Below are 13,726 nucleotides of genomic sequence, written 5' to 3'. Positions count from 1 at the left end.
GGCTAATTATTATCGCCATTGCGTGGCTAAACAGGTATTCGGATATGTTGGTCATAAGCTATTTCTTGCATTATGGCGATGGTCAGTCAGGCGTCACCCAAACAAGGGGCGCAAATGGATCGCACATAAGTACTTTCTAAACTATCAAGGGCAATGGATTTTCCATGGCTGCTTTAAAAAGGATGGACTGTATGGCGTGATCCGACTGTTTCAAATCGGTCAGGTGCCAATTAAGCGACATGTAAAAATCATGAGTCAAGCGAACCCGTTCGATCCTTTTTGGGAAGGTTTTCTCAATGAACGTAAGGTGAAAAACACAGGTCGCAACTCATGGTTTGACCCTGTTGCCACTGCTTTGTGAGTTGCTGGGTTACTATAACGCCTTAGTGGAGGCTTGAGCCGTATGCAGTGAAAGTTGCACGTACGGTTCTCAGGAGGGCGGCATCTGGTAACAGGTATCGCCTATCCGACAGAGGTGTGCTGAAACCGATCACAGTAAACACACCTTTGCCCCTTTCCTTGTTTCAGAGCTAATTTCTAGCTGCTCACTATGCTATAAATTATCTAATGTCATTTTTGAATCGAGAAGTAAGTTATGAGTAAAAAACTGTTGTCAGAAAAAGACCTTTTAGAAGGATTAACAAGTCATACTGCGCACACCGATGAATTCGCGACTACAAGTGAAAAAGATTGGGGGGCTTATTCGGAAGGTGCGGATAAGACGGATATCGACTTTCTAGTTGAACGACGTGATGTTTTTGACTCTTCCCGAATTGAATTTGAGGAAGATGAACAAGACCGAAAACTAGTTAAGCAAAGAGAAAACTCCCCAGAAATTGACGTTGATATTGATGAGTTGTGAACCAGTATGTTTGTGTTTCGGAATTAATCACCAGAATCAAAAATGCCCCAAGTGTATCAACTTCTCATTTGTTTGAATTGCCACCCGACCGAAAAATAACAAAAGTTAGATTTAGCGATGATATGAGCGTAAAAGCTACGCTTTAGTCACTTAAATTGAATCATTTAGGGCTGGAACTATACGAACTAGCTAAAGAGCAGAGTAAATATTTAATAGTAACTAAGAATAAGCCTAACTGTTCTTTGAGAGATCCAGAGCTATGGTAGATTGATAGAACGGAGCTGAGTAATCCTGAAAGATATGGTTGAATTGCTCACGGCTATCAAGCACAAAAGCAACTCGAACGTGGTCTAGGTTGTATGTCGTCAAAACAGAGCGTAACCAACCCGCCAACGAACTCTCCAAAAGCGCTCTACAGCCTACGAACCACACCCATGTTTGCTGATCACTTCGAATAACATCTAAGATTTCTGACTTGTATCGATAACCATCTCCCATTGAAGTTAGGTCGATGTACACAACACTAGCCCCCAGTCCATGGTTAATGCGATTGTACGTATCTTGAAGTTCTTTACCGCATTCACTATCAAATGTGTGAAACCTCATCACGCCCAACTCCCAATAGCCGTGTATTAAGCGTTCTGGTGTACCTACAGGCCAGCTATCAAAGGTGTATAAATTATCTTTACGCATCTACGAAACTTATTGTTATGAACGGATTAGAGAAGTGAAGGCCAATGGTTGGACACATAAGCCAATATCTTAAGTGATTGACACCAGCTCATGCAGCGTATCTCTGTCTGTCAAAGTAGACTTAATGAGGGTGAGGTCATTGAGTACCTGGTGTTTACGCTTCTCATTATAAAACACCATGTAGTGCCCGATTTCAAGCTCTGCTTTACGGGGTGTGCTGTAAGCTTTTAAGTAAATCTCCTCGTATTACAGACTTCTCAATAGCCGCTCAATAAAAAGATTGTCAATCCAGCGACCTTTCTGTCCATGTTGATCCATATCCCCCTGATTGAGCAACTTCTGTGTGAACTCAGTGCTAGTAAACTCGCAGCCCTTATAGGAGTTAAAGATATCGGGTGGTCCGTAGTATTGGAGCACCTCTTCGAGAGCCATGATACATAAAACTTGTACCCATGGTGTTCGATAACCGCGAGGACAACACCTTACAGTGATACCAGTCGATAATGACAGCCAAGAACAGGAACCTTTTTGTTGGTAGTTCGTTCATTTACAAGAAAGTTTGTCACTTTTCCTCTGTCGGTTTAAGTTGACAGAGGTGATATGAACTGCCTATAGCAAACACACCTTTGCCCCATTGCGTGTTTCAGGACAAACCTTACGCTGTAGCTAATAACTCAGTATGCTATAGATTATCTAATCTCATTTTGAATGGAAAGACGAGTTGTGAGCAAAAAACGGTTATCTGAAAAAGAACTGGTCGAGGGGATGACACCCCATACTTCGCATAGTGATGAACTAGCTGAGGTAACATTGGATGAGTTGGGCCTTGAAATTTCCGAAAGTGATTACAAGGCCGCGTTGAAGCGAATTGAATCACTGTTTGATGCAGCCGAACCTAGCACTCCTGAAGGTGACGAGCTTGAAAGGCTCGCTGCATTGGTTGAAGAATATGAGGAAAAACACTTCCCCATTTAATAACTGTGGATGTAATAGTTCTAAGAAGGCTTTGCCCCTTTCCTTGTTAACGCATTTACTCAGTGGCAGATCGTGCCACTAAAATCGCAGTACTTAAGCTCATGGTTGCCAGTCGAGAGGAGGTGAAAGAAAACTCCCACTTTCTGTCATCCTTTAACATTTCTAGCCCAGAGCAACGATTGAATAATAATGCAAGCTTACTTGAGGTTAGTGTGAGAGAGTAATAAAGTCTCATGCCAAGTAATAAAGATTCATACTGAGTATTAAAGTATCATACTAAAATGGCAGCGATCGCAGTCGATACGCTGCCATTTCTAAATCGAAAATGTCGGGTGGACGACACTTGTTACCAAGTGCCGTCTCCCTAAGAACCGTACGTGCAACTTTCACTGCATACGGCTCAAGCCTCCACAGAAGCACCGTTTGATACCCAGCAACTTATAAAGCAGTCAGAGCAGGATCATCCCAAGAGTTGCGAGCTAGCCTTTTGAATTTTCTCTTCGCCAAGTATTCTTGGTATTGAGGGTCAAACGGTGTTGCCGCACAACGGATTTTCACATGTCTCTCGATAGGCACTTTGGCTATTTGGAAGAGATTGAACTAGCAATCCATATCCATAATCTTCTGCCAACCGTGAAACTGCCATTGGCCTTTTCGGTTGATGAAGTATTTGAGGGCGATCCACGTTCTAGATTTTGTTGGATGACGCCTTTTGGCCCAGTGCCATAACGTATGGAATAGTTTGTAGCCTACATATCCGAATACCTGTTTCGCAACGCAGTGTCGATAGTAATTCGACTACCCCCTGAGTTTCGGATTTATCAGTTTGATAAGATCATTCACTGGAAGGGTTAAGTGCTTTTTGATGAGTTCACGCAGATGACTTAAAAACATCAACGTATTGGATTTGCTCGGCTTAATGAGCAGTTTTCCTTTGTATTTCTTATGGTTAAACCCTAGGAAATCAAACCCATCGTTGATGTGGGTAATATGCGTTTTCTCTTCGGAGAGTGTTAAGCCTCTTTCCGCTAAGAACTCAGCGATCAGCGGTTTGATATCGTTCTCCAACACTTCCTTTGAAGTGCAAGTGACCACGAAATCGTCGGCATATCCAATAAAGTTGGCTCTTACACCCTTTTTGAGTGCGGCAGACTTAATGCGCTGTTCGAGACCAGAAAGCGTCATTAACATCAAGGTTGGGGATATAATCCCGCCTTGAGGCGTGCCCTCATCAGTATCGTAAAACAGCCCTTTGTCTACAAAGCCAGACTTTAACCACTGCTCCAACATACGCTTATCAATAGCGACATTGTCCATAAGCCATTGGTGCCCGATTTTGTCGAAGCAGGCTTTGATATCACCTTCAAGAACCCACTGTGCTGACTGTTTTTGGCTCAAGCAGATAAAACACTGCCCGATTGCGTCAGCGGTGCTGCGTCTTGGTCGAAAACCGTAGCTGTTAGGGTCGGCAAGACTTTCTGACACTGGCTCTAGTGCTAATAGGTGAAGCGCTTGTTGCGCTCGGTCGATCATGCATGGGATACCCAGTGGTCGAAGTTTGCCATTCTTTTTGGGGATATAGATACGCTTGAGAGGTCAGGCTTGATAAGCCTTCCGACTCAAGTGATTAACTGCTTTCATGCGGCGTGTATCTGTATTCCAGATGACACCATCTATTCCAGAGGTTTTACTGTCTTTGTTTTGAGATACTCGTTTAACAGCAAGAAGTTTTGCTGAACGAGAATGAGTCAGTATCCACTGCAAAGCTTTCACTTTGCCGTGCTTACCTTCTCGGGTTGCCTTTGCGATACGCATCTGAAGCTTTAATACATGTGATTCAACAGATTTCCAGTCGATTGACTGCCATTGAACACTGTCAGGAGAGGCGCTAATCTCTTTTGAAATCATCATTTGCATTTCTCCTTGAATAAAGTTCTTCAAATTCTCTCGCAACGGGAGACCAGTCGGAAGTGGGCTCACTTTCGTGATCAGACACAGGTCTGTATCTGCATCATTACAATGCAGCCTTCGCTTTTTCCAACGTCCTCTACCTGCAACACTATCGGCCACAGAGGCTTTTCCCTAGGGAGTGGTACAGGCTTACCGTGTTCCGTATGTCGCGCAATGTCAGTTTAGATGCCCGCTATAGTGCGGAGAGTACAATGATCACGAAAGAGCATGGGGCAATCTCTTTCCGACTCTCTTGCCTTTTGGCCACAGCGTATTAACCACTTCCGCTAGTTCATCGTATAACGCACCTTCCACGGATTCACTTATGTTCATCATGCTGACTGCCTAGCACTTACCCGCTCACGTGGTTGTCAGGAGGGTCGTCCCCTCACGGTTCAGGCCCCGATTGGTACAACACCAACCTTCGTTACATTGTCAGGCTCGCTACTTAATTCAGAGCCTTAGGCTCACCTGGTGATACAGGTGGTTCACTCATTAAGCGGTGAACAGCGCTTCATACGACTTCACGTCGCACGCCCCTTTTCGAGTTTGGTTAGTGTGGCCGTACAGAAGGATGTTAGAACCGGTTAACCCGAATGCGAAAATCTCTACAGTAAAACAACGTGAAACTGAAGAGGAGACCCTTTACTCCATTACTTACAATGGTCACCCTATTGGTGAGATCTTAGTTAAAGACGGAGTCATCACGGTTTCTTCCATGCATACGGATCATACACTCACTGGCAGCAAGAATGACAACGGCACTTGGACGGTTCGTGACACTCATGGCAATGTTCTTGGCGATGTGAAGCGTATTGATGATGGTAAGTGGGTGGTGCGTGAGGAGATTGACCGTATATCATATATCGTTGTGTATCATAACGGTGAGTGGAAAGCGGTACCCGTGGCAGATATCAAGCCTCAACTGAAAGAACGCATTAACAAAGAGCGTATCGATCGTGTTAAACAGCGCGTTAAGATGAGCCGTCCGAGTTAACTTGTCCCCTGCATATGAATAAAAAAGAGGTCGAACCCTTGCTGCCGCTTATTTTGGGATGGTTCGACCTTAAAACCCGCATAAGGGGTGGGGGTTATTGCTGTTGCTAGCAATGAAAAAAAACACTAGAAACTGATACGTCTATCGAAATTGCTCACCTCCTTCCATTGAGATAATGCCGCCCCTTCAAAAGCGAAGGGGCAAACAATCGGTTACCACCACATGTCTACTTGAACGCCTACGATAAAATCGTAGTCATCTTCACCAGCGTTTGAAGAAACGCCTGGGTTACCTTTAAGGTATGTCGCCAATAGACGGATTTCTGGAGCTGGACCGAATCCAGTTCCGACTGTCCATGTTGGAGCGATGGTTGCTTTATAAGTCGCATTGCCGCCATTGTCGCGGTTCGCACTGTTGTCGGTGTAGCCAAATTCAGCGGCGATTGCGAAGTCATCAATAGAAGGCATGGTGTAAACAGGACGAACCATTGCATACCAGTATGAGAAGTCATCTACATTGTCTTCATAGGATGTTTGCTCGTAACCCACAGCTGGGAAGAATAACCAGTTTTCACCAATATAGCCGCCGTATGCTTGCGCGCGAACTGTTCTATCACCGTCTTTTACCGCAGACATTAATGTTTGCTCAGTAGAACCGTCAATGAAGCCAACGCCGCCTGGACTGTATGCGTTATAGTTGGTAAATGTACGACCTAGCATGGTTGAACCACCTAGACCTTGACCGTATTGAACTCCTACTTTAGAGAAGCCGTTTCCAAAGCCAAAGAAGTTAGAAGGAGAGTATTGAACGTGACCTTCGAAACCAGATTTCGCGAACTCATCGCCGTTAACGTTCTCACCCATCTGTTTTGCCATACCTTCGATACGCCATTGACCATAGTCTGCACGAACGTGGAAAGCATTTAGCATCTCGTTGTCACCAACCGAGTTGTTACTAGCGATATAGGCAAAGTCCCATAGACCACCACCTAATTCAGTACCTTTAACACCGATACCAGTACCGGAATAATCAGTGTAGAAGAAGTCAGTCATGAAGATATAGTTGTCACGACCGTAGTAACGCTGACCGCCCCAAAGCGTACCAGTGTTCGTTACACCATCAAATTCAACGAATGATTCGATCAAACCTGTCGCTTTACCATCGATATTCGCATAGCCGTTACTGCCATTACCGTTAGGGTTGTCCTGACCTAGACGTGCGTTGATTCGAACACTTTTACCGTCTGAGTCTTCCGTTTTTTCCCAGTCCCAGCGCTGCATAAACGCCAGCTCCCAGAAATCGTCAGCTTCTAAGCCTAAACGCCCCAATGTCTCCTTTTGCCCACCCCATAGGTGCTGTTTGAAATTTTCTTTGGCACTAGTGAAGGCACCTGCACGGAAATAACCGTGAAATTCAAAATCTGAGGTTGGTTTTTCTGCTAAAGCTGGCATTGAAGATATTGCAGCCACTCCTGCAATAAATAGAGCTTTGCTTAATGCTGTTTTTTTCATGTTGTTCTCCAACTAATTATATGAATAGCATTGAGTACTTATCGTGTATGGTAAGAGATAAGTTGCCATTGATAATAAGTAGAGAATCTATATATTTAGGTGATATTGATCACTTGTGAATAATGAATTTTGTTGACATTTGTCACGATAAAAAAAGAATGAAAAATATGAAAATTGGAATGAGATATTACGTAATAGTTACGTTTTTTTGATTATGGTGTTTATCTATCTATTACTAGCTGTATTGGTACATTTTTACAATATTTACCAATTGGATTTAGAAATTTATCATTTTAAATGAAACCCAGTTTACCTCACATAACGACCATGGATTAAATTGTTGTCGTTAATTAGAATTAGGAGGTGAATATATAAAGAAAAAACAAGTTATGTGATGGTTTTATTGCTTCTACAAAAATATGACGTGATAGATTTAACCTGAGTTATTTAGCTTGATTAGTTTCCACATGGAGGAGTTCAATGAAACGTGTGTTTTTAGCTGCCGTCGTCGCGTCTTTGATAGGATGTACGTCTTCACAAGTTCAAACTAGTGAATCTAGCCCTTTAGGCATTACCGAGCTAAGTCGTCAAAAGGATTGTTGTACCACGCTGAGTAAAGTGAGTTATGAACCGATTACCAAAGCGGGTGATCTCACTGCGGTTATTGATACTAACTCACAGAAAGTAGGTTTAGTAAGTGGAGTCAGTTACGTGAAAGGCTATGAACTCCCAGTTTTTGATGGAGAGGCGAACTTAGAGGCTATCTCTCTAGTTGGTAATCAAGTCTTTGTCCCATCGATCCTTATTTTAGACAATGAATACAAAGCACTGGATGTACTCTCTAGTTCGGATTTGAGCTATCGCAACAGTGGAATTATGTACTCCACACACTACGCGATGGAAAAAACGATTTCCCAAAAATACCCGAATGGGAAGTCACCCCGTTACTTGGTCATTTTCACGACGGATAAAGACCTTAAGAACTCTACACTAATTAAACCTTCAAGTGACTCTGCGATTCGATCTGGGAGTGTAGAGGCAAATCTCGCGGCTAACACAGAGTGGAATATCCCACATGCAGCAGTTGGAACTGTGGAGCTTGAGCTCGACTATTCTGGTCCCGTAGTAAGACAAGAGTCAAAACAACAACAACAACAGCAAGACCGAGAAGCGGCACTCGCTGCCGTGGTGGTTACAGAGTTCGTTGAGTTGTTCGATGACAGAATTCGCGCAGCCGTTCGAGCCGGTGAGTTTGATCGTGCTTTGGATATAATGAAGCAAGCCGAAAAGCAAGGATCGCCCACGGCAAGAGAGACGTTTGTCGAAGCGATGAAGAATTTTGAAGGCTAGGCATATTGTCTTAGTGCTTCTGACTCCACTCTTTTTTTAAAACTAAAAGCCCGCAATATCAATTGCGGGCTTTCTTGTAACCAGAAAACCCCCAGCTTTGCTGGGGGTTCCGTTAAGCTTTCAGCTATAAGCCAGTTATCTAGCCCCTTTCAATTTGATACAAACAACTTGTGGTCTGGCAACTACAAGAGTTAATCAAGAATTGAAAGGGGGCCCCAATGGGGGACGAAAAGAGCTTAGCGCACACGAGATGGAATTGTTAATATCATATAGTTTTTGCACCGAAGTATAGAAGGCAGGTGTTCTACGGAGAGAAGCGAAGGGCAGTAGGCGAGATACTTCGAAAATTATGTGAGTGGAAAAATGTGAATATAATCGAAGCGGAATGCTGTCCAGATCATATTCATATGCTTTTGGAAATACCGCCGAAGATGAGTGTTTCATCGTTCGTGGGATATCTGAAAGGAAAAAGTAGCTTGATGCTTTATGAGCAGTTTGGGGACTTGAAGTTCAAATATAGAAATCGGCAGTTTTGGTGTCGAGGGTACTATGTTGATACGGTGGGCAAAAACACCAGCAAGATCCAAGGCTACATTAAGCACCAACTAGAGCAGGATAAAATGGGAGACCAGTTGTCGATCCCATATCCAGATAGCCCGTTTACGGGCCGCAAGCGATAGTCATATGCAAATGTCAGATCACTGAGCGCCTGTTAGGGCGCGGCTAGCATGAAAGCCTTACAGGCGCATATGAAAAACCACCGGCTATGCCGGTGGATTTTTTTTCTTGGTTAATTATCAATACTTACGAAAACCCTAAAGCAACGAAAACCCTAAAGCGCCATCAGATATTCAACCAGTTCATTTCGAGCTTGTTGGCTCGCATTGAAGTAGTTATCTGATTGAGTTTGGGCATCACCGCCGTGTCTTTGCAATACAGCATCAACGCTGGTCGCTTGTCCATCATGCATCAGCGTCAGCGCGTTGGCATCGCCACTTTTTACATAGCCGCTCAAACCGATTCCCCAGAGTGGGGCAGTACGGAATGGGCCTTCACCAAGGTCGTGAAGGAGTAAATCGGTATACGGATGAATCGTCTGATTCGATAGCTCTGGAAATTCACTGTCAGTACCAGTTTGCACTGTCATTTTGTGGCAAGAGTTACACCCAAATTCTTGGAAACGGTTATGTCCAGGCATGGTCGTTAGGTTTTGACGAGGCGTGGGTACGGCCACAAGCTTTGTATACACTACCATATCTTGAACATGATTATCTGCGAGCTCCATGGGGCCAAAGCCCTCGAAACTGGTGCCGATACCCATATCGTCATGCAACGCCTTAGCGATTTGATGCTCAACACTCATAGTCTCTGCTCGCCATCCAAAGCGGCCAACGTACTGTTGTCCTTCTACAGTCACGTAGTTAACTGTTCCTCCATTTTCCTGAGCCCATTGTTCAATAGTTTCTTGAGGGATGTTCTCGAGTAAACCTAAACCAAACATCTTAGGGGGGACAACATCCTGTCTTGCTTGCATATCTCCCACACCATTGAGCGTGTGACATTGGGTACAGCTTGGTTGAATGGGGTCAGTGGTTAATCCTGCCATTTCAGGGAAAGGTAGATTGCCGTTGATGGCTTGTGGACCCGGTAGGAACTCCTCGACGTGATCACCCGTTGTAAAGTTAGTGTGGATCAGGCGACGTCCGTCTAGCAATGATTGTACGTTTCCTCTATCAAGATTATATGCATGTTGCATAAAACTTAAGCGTTGCTGTGCACCACCGCTTGCAGAGAGCTGCGGTACAGTTGTGTCTCCACCGAGCTGAGCGAAGCTGTCATTAATGTTGAGTGGTCCTACTGCACTATCGCGATTGTTTACTGTCAACCCTTGCCCCAAGACGTATCTAAAAGTTTGTCCGTAGTAATTGACGTTATCGCCTGTTGTTTGAGCTCGGTCGAAGCTGATAGTGGTCTCAAACTCAATCTGCTCGCCAGCTTCAAATGGTCGATTGATATGAGGCCAACGTTGCATAACGGCGCGCCATGTCGTGGCTGTCGCTCGTTGGTCACGAGTTGCTTGGCACGCAGGGACAACTGATCCATCGTTTAACACCACATCCATAACATAGCCGTAGGAGAAGTTTGTCTCATCACCATAAATCTTGTGGTAACGCCAGTTAGGTGTTTGTTGGTTGCAAGACTTTTCATTGCCAAAAACATCGGTCATTGCGAGCGGTATTGCGCTGTTTAATGTCACAACAACACAAGGTTCAGTCGTGCCACAGGCTGATTGCCTTAAATCACTCGCGCTTGGCTGAGTATAGTCCTCTAATACAAAGGAACCGAAGCGACCTTCCCAATACTCCACATTAAAGTTGTTGAAGTCATTACCTGAGAGTTCATGTCGGACACGATAACGTTCCGCGATTTCGTTAATTACGACACCATCACCGCCCGAAACGGGATTCCGAGCGAACACAGAGTCCGTGAACTGACCCGTTTCACCTTGGTTATCACTAGCTTGGTAGGTAACCTGATAAGTCCCTTGTAATGACGGTGTGAATTGCCATGCACCTTGTGCTTGTGAAATAGTTTCGTTAAATACGATTTGATTATCTGGCGCGGTTACGCGAACTGAAAGTGTTGTGATTGAAGCCTGTTCACTAGTAGCAGTTGCAGAAATAGAAACGACTTCGCCGACGGTTGCATTGCTCGGTGAAGCGCTTGCGCTGATTGTAGGAGCGTCGGGTTCAATCGGGGGGGGGGTTGTACCGCCTCCATCGCCGCCTGCGTCTGCTGTAATGGTGTATTCAGGTGAAATGTACTGTGAGAGCACGTTGTCTTGGACTTTTAGCTGCAATCGATAGGATTCGCCTGTAACAATGGCTTGCTCTGTCACCGTCCTTTGCCAAAATCCATCGACGAGCTGTGCACTACCGCAGTAATCATCGACACACAAATAGGCCCACTGGCCCGTCCAACCACCATCTTCCGCATACGCAATCGCAGGGTTGCCTGATTCTATGCGGGTGTTGATTTCTGCGTAAGAGAGTGGACTGTATATGGCGACGATTATAGAGCTTAACCCTAATGCTTTTAGGTATTTGTGGTTAGGAGGAGAGTATTTGCTTTTATGCATAACATTAACTTCCATATTAATTGATGTTATTGGTTTGGTTTCCCTATTATCTCTAGCAGCTGATGAGATGAAGGGTATTGCGAAAACTCACTTGCCGTTTACCGAATTTAATTAACTTGAGATGAATTTGTTTTTCTTGTTACGCAGATGACAATTATCACATTTTGCTTTGTTAGTAAGTTATTTTTGGTCTTTTCATAACCAACGTATTTTTGTGATGTGAGTCATTGCTGCTAGGTATTTTTCGTTGGTTAGATCAACTTTGTTATTATCTTAGTAATCAATATCAATTATGATTTTTTCTGATTATATTTTTATATTTTTTTTGTGTGATTTTGTTCAAATAATATATCGACATTTTTAATCTATGCTCTTTCTCGATTCGTCATACATGGAGAAAAGTAATGAAACGAACCTATTTGTCATTAATCGCTGCAGGAGCAATGTCACTATCTGCGTCAGCATGGAGTTTGGACGGAGTGTTAGTGCCCGAGAGTGGTATTTTAGTCTCTGTCGGTCAAGACGTGGACAGCGTAAACGATTATGCAAGTGCTTTGGGAACAATACCGGCGGGTGTGACAAACTACGTCGGAATCGTCAATTTGGATGGTCTGAATTCCGATGCGGATGCTGGTGCTGGTCGCAACAATATTGCTGAACTTGCTAACGCTTACCCAACAAGTGCGCTAGTGGTTGGCGTGTCGATGAATGGTGAAGTTGATGCGGTTGCTAGCGGGCAATATAACGCTAATATCGATACGTTATTAAATACCCTTGCTGGTTACGATAGGCCTATTTATCTTCGCTGGGCATATGAGGTTGATGGACCATGGAATGGCCATTCGCCGAGTGGTATTGTGACTAGCTTCCAATATGTCCATGATCGCATCATTGCTTTGGGACATCAGGCGAAAATATCCTTAGTGTGGCAAGTGGCTTCGTACTGTCCGACTCCAGGTGGTCAACTTGATCAATGGTGGCCGGGCTCTGAATACGTAGACTGGGTCGGTCTATCTTATTTTGCTCCTCAAGATTGTAACTGGGATCGTGTTAATGAAGCCGCTCAGTTTGCGCGAAGCAAAGGCAAACCTCTTTTCTTAAATGAATCGACGCCTCAACGTTACCAAGTTGCCGATCTTACCTATTCAGCAGATCCAGCTAAGGGTACTAATCGACAGAGTAAAACCTCTCAGCAGCTGTGGGATGAATGGTTTGCGCCTTACTTCCAGTTTATGAGTGATAACTCAGATATTGTAAAAGGTTTCACCTACATCAACGCGGACTGGGATAGCCAGTGGCGTTGGGCCGCTCCTTATAATGAGGGATATTGGGGTGATAGCCGAGTTCAGGCGAATGAATTGATCAAATCGAATTGGCAGCAGGAGATTGCGAAAGGACAATACATCAACCACTCTGAGACACTGTTCGAGACATTAGGCTATGGCTCAACTGGCGGTGGTGACAATGGCGGTGGTGACAATGGCGGTGGAGATAACGGTGGTGGCGATAATGGAGGAACGAATCCACCAGAGCCTTGCAATGAAGAGTTCGGGTACCGATACGTGAGTGATTCAACCATAGAAGTTTTCCATAAAAATAATGGCTGGTCAGCGGAATGGAACTACGTCTGTTTGAACGGACTCTGCTTGCATGGAGAACTCAAGAATGACGAGTACGTCAAACAGTTTGATGCGCAGCTAGGATCGACATACGGTATCGAGTTTAAAGTGGCAGATGGAGGATCGCAGTTCATAACCGACAAGTCTGTCACTTTTGAAAATAAACAATGTGGCTCTACTGGCACACCAGGCGGTGGCGATAACGGCTCTGGCGGTGACAATGGAAGTGATGGCGACAATGGTTCAGGTGGCGGCACCGACCCCAGTCAATGTAGCGCTGATTTTGGTTACAATTATCGCTCGGACACAGAGATTGAGGTATTTCATAAAGATCTTGGTTGGTCTGCAAGTTGGAACTATATCTGCTTAGATGACTATTGTGTACCAGGTGATAAGTCTGGAGATAGCTATAGCCGTAGTTTTAATGCAACTTTAGGTAGTGACTATAAGATTACATTTAAAGTAGAGGACAGCGCCTCTCAGTTTATTACTGAGAAAAATATCACGTTCGGAAATACTAGCTGCGCTCAATAAATTACCACTATAAATAGAGGGGGTTAATAACCTCTCTATTTTTATTTAAATAAGACAATATAATTTTACTGGCATGGTTTCATATGATGTGTTATG

Annotated in this window: 10 protein-coding genes and 2 pseudogenes; 7 read left to right on the top strand and 5 right to left on the bottom strand. The window is 44.2% G+C overall.

The genetic code is table 11. The features are described from left to right. Window positions 1-361 (top strand): group II intron maturase-specific domain-containing protein (locus RXX31_RS21230; protein ID WP_317591671.1); only part of this gene is annotated, 361 nt, incomplete at its 5' end. A 234-nt stretch (window positions 362-595) separates the two neighbouring features. Then, window positions 596-862: a hypothetical protein gene (locus tag RXX31_RS21225; RefSeq protein ID WP_317591670.1), complete on the top strand. Its 267-nt coding sequence runs from the start codon at window positions 596-598 to the stop codon at window positions 860-862. A 231-nt stretch (window positions 863-1,093) separates the two neighbouring features. On the opposite strand, the gene RXX31_RS21220 is transcribed toward RXX31_RS21225, so the two are convergent. Both RXX31_RS21220 and RXX31_RS21215 read right to left on the bottom strand, forming a co-directional pair. Further along, complete coding sequence (locus RXX31_RS21220; RefSeq protein WP_078558838.1) at window positions 1,094-1,555, bottom strand: hypothetical protein; 462 nt, start codon at window positions 1,553-1,555, stop codon at window positions 1,094-1,096. Between the two features lie 88 nt (window positions 1,556-1,643). Continuing rightward, window positions 1,644-2,084 (bottom strand): annotated as a pseudogene (locus tag RXX31_RS21215) (transposase); the annotation flags it as partial. Between the two features lie 194 nt (window positions 2,085-2,278). On the opposite strand from RXX31_RS21215, the gene RXX31_RS21210 reads away from it, so the two are divergent. Continuing rightward, on the top strand, window positions 2,279-2,530 hold the full coding sequence (locus tag RXX31_RS21210) for a hypothetical protein (RefSeq protein WP_317591669.1): 252 nt from the start codon (window positions 2,279-2,281) through the stop codon (window positions 2,528-2,530). A gap of 438 nt (window positions 2,531-2,968) precedes the next feature. Here the strand turns inward: RXX31_RS21210 and ltrA are convergent. Then, a pseudogene (gene ltrA / locus RXX31_RS21205) lies at window positions 2,969-4,441 on the bottom strand (group II intron reverse transcriptase/maturase). Between the two features lie 613 nt (window positions 4,442-5,054). Here ltrA and RXX31_RS21200 point away from each other — a divergent pair. After that, window positions 5,055-5,477 carry a hypothetical protein gene (locus tag RXX31_RS21200; RefSeq protein WP_317591668.1) on the top strand — a complete coding sequence of 141 codons (423 nt, stop codon included), beginning with the start codon at window positions 5,055-5,057 and terminating at the stop codon, window positions 5,475-5,477. A gap of 212 nt (window positions 5,478-5,689) precedes the next feature. Here RXX31_RS21200 and RXX31_RS21195 read toward each other — a convergent pair whose 3' ends face one another. Further along, entirely contained in the window at window positions 5,690-6,988 is a 1,299-nt protein-coding gene (locus RXX31_RS21195; RefSeq protein ID WP_317591667.1) for a carbohydrate porin, read from the bottom strand. A gap of 480 nt (window positions 6,989-7,468) precedes the next feature. Here RXX31_RS21195 and RXX31_RS21190 point away from each other — a divergent pair, with 480 nt between their 5' ends. After that, window positions 7,469-8,338 (top strand): MalM family protein, encoded by an 870-nt coding sequence (locus RXX31_RS21190; RefSeq protein WP_317591666.1) that lies wholly within the window; start codon window positions 7,469-7,471, stop codon window positions 8,336-8,338. Window positions 8,339-8,607: 269 nt separating this feature from the next. After that, window positions 8,608-9,018, top strand: a complete 411-nt coding sequence (gene tnpA / locus RXX31_RS21185; RefSeq protein ID WP_317591673.1) for an IS200/IS605 family transposase — start codon at window positions 8,608-8,610, stop codon at window positions 9,016-9,018. A gap of 152 nt (window positions 9,019-9,170) precedes the next feature. On the opposite strand, the gene RXX31_RS21180 is transcribed toward tnpA, so the two are convergent. Then, complete coding sequence (locus RXX31_RS21180) at window positions 9,171-11,477, bottom strand: di-heme oxidoredictase family protein (RefSeq protein ID WP_317591665.1); 2,307 nt, start codon at window positions 11,475-11,477, stop codon at window positions 9,171-9,173. Window positions 11,478-11,881: 404 nt separating this feature from the next. Between RXX31_RS21180 and RXX31_RS21175 the strand changes: the two genes are divergently transcribed. Beyond that, complete coding sequence (locus tag RXX31_RS21175) at window positions 11,882-13,630, top strand: family 31 carbohydrate-binding protein (RefSeq protein WP_317591664.1); 1,749 nt, start codon at window positions 11,882-11,884, stop codon at window positions 13,628-13,630. Window positions 13,631-13,726 lie beyond the last annotated feature (96 nt).

This window comes from Vibrio sp. EA2 (assembly GCF_033042495.1).
Taxonomy (GTDB): Bacteria; Pseudomonadota; Gammaproteobacteria; order Enterobacterales; family Vibrionaceae; genus Vibrio.
The sequence above is the reverse complement of the archived record's forward strand: the minus strand, read 5'-3'. Positions and strand labels throughout refer to the sequence as shown.

Coding starts and splice junctions, on each gene's coding strand:
- RXX31_RS21225 (WP_317591670.1), top strand. CDS start 596: ATGAGTAAAAAACTGTTGTCAGAAAAAGACCTTTTAGAAGGATTAACA.
- RXX31_RS21220 (WP_078558838.1), bottom strand. CDS start 1,555: ATGCGTAAAGATAATTTATACACCTTTGATAGCTGGCCTGTAGGTACA.
- RXX31_RS21200 (WP_317591668.1), top strand. CDS start 5,055: ATGTTAGAACCGGTTAACCCGAATGCGAAAATCTCTACAGTAAAACAA.
- RXX31_RS21195 (WP_317591667.1), bottom strand. CDS start 6,988: ATGAAAAAAACAGCATTAAGCAAAGCTCTATTTATTGCAGGAGTGGCT.
- RXX31_RS21190 (WP_317591666.1), top strand. CDS start 7,469: ATGAAACGTGTGTTTTTAGCTGCCGTCGTCGCGTCTTTGATAGGATGT.
- RXX31_RS21180 (WP_317591665.1), bottom strand. CDS start 11,477: ATGCATAAAAGCAAATACTCTCCTCCTAACCACAAATACCTAAAAGCA.
- RXX31_RS21175 (WP_317591664.1), top strand. CDS start 11,882: ATGAAACGAACCTATTTGTCATTAATCGCTGCAGGAGCAATGTCACTA.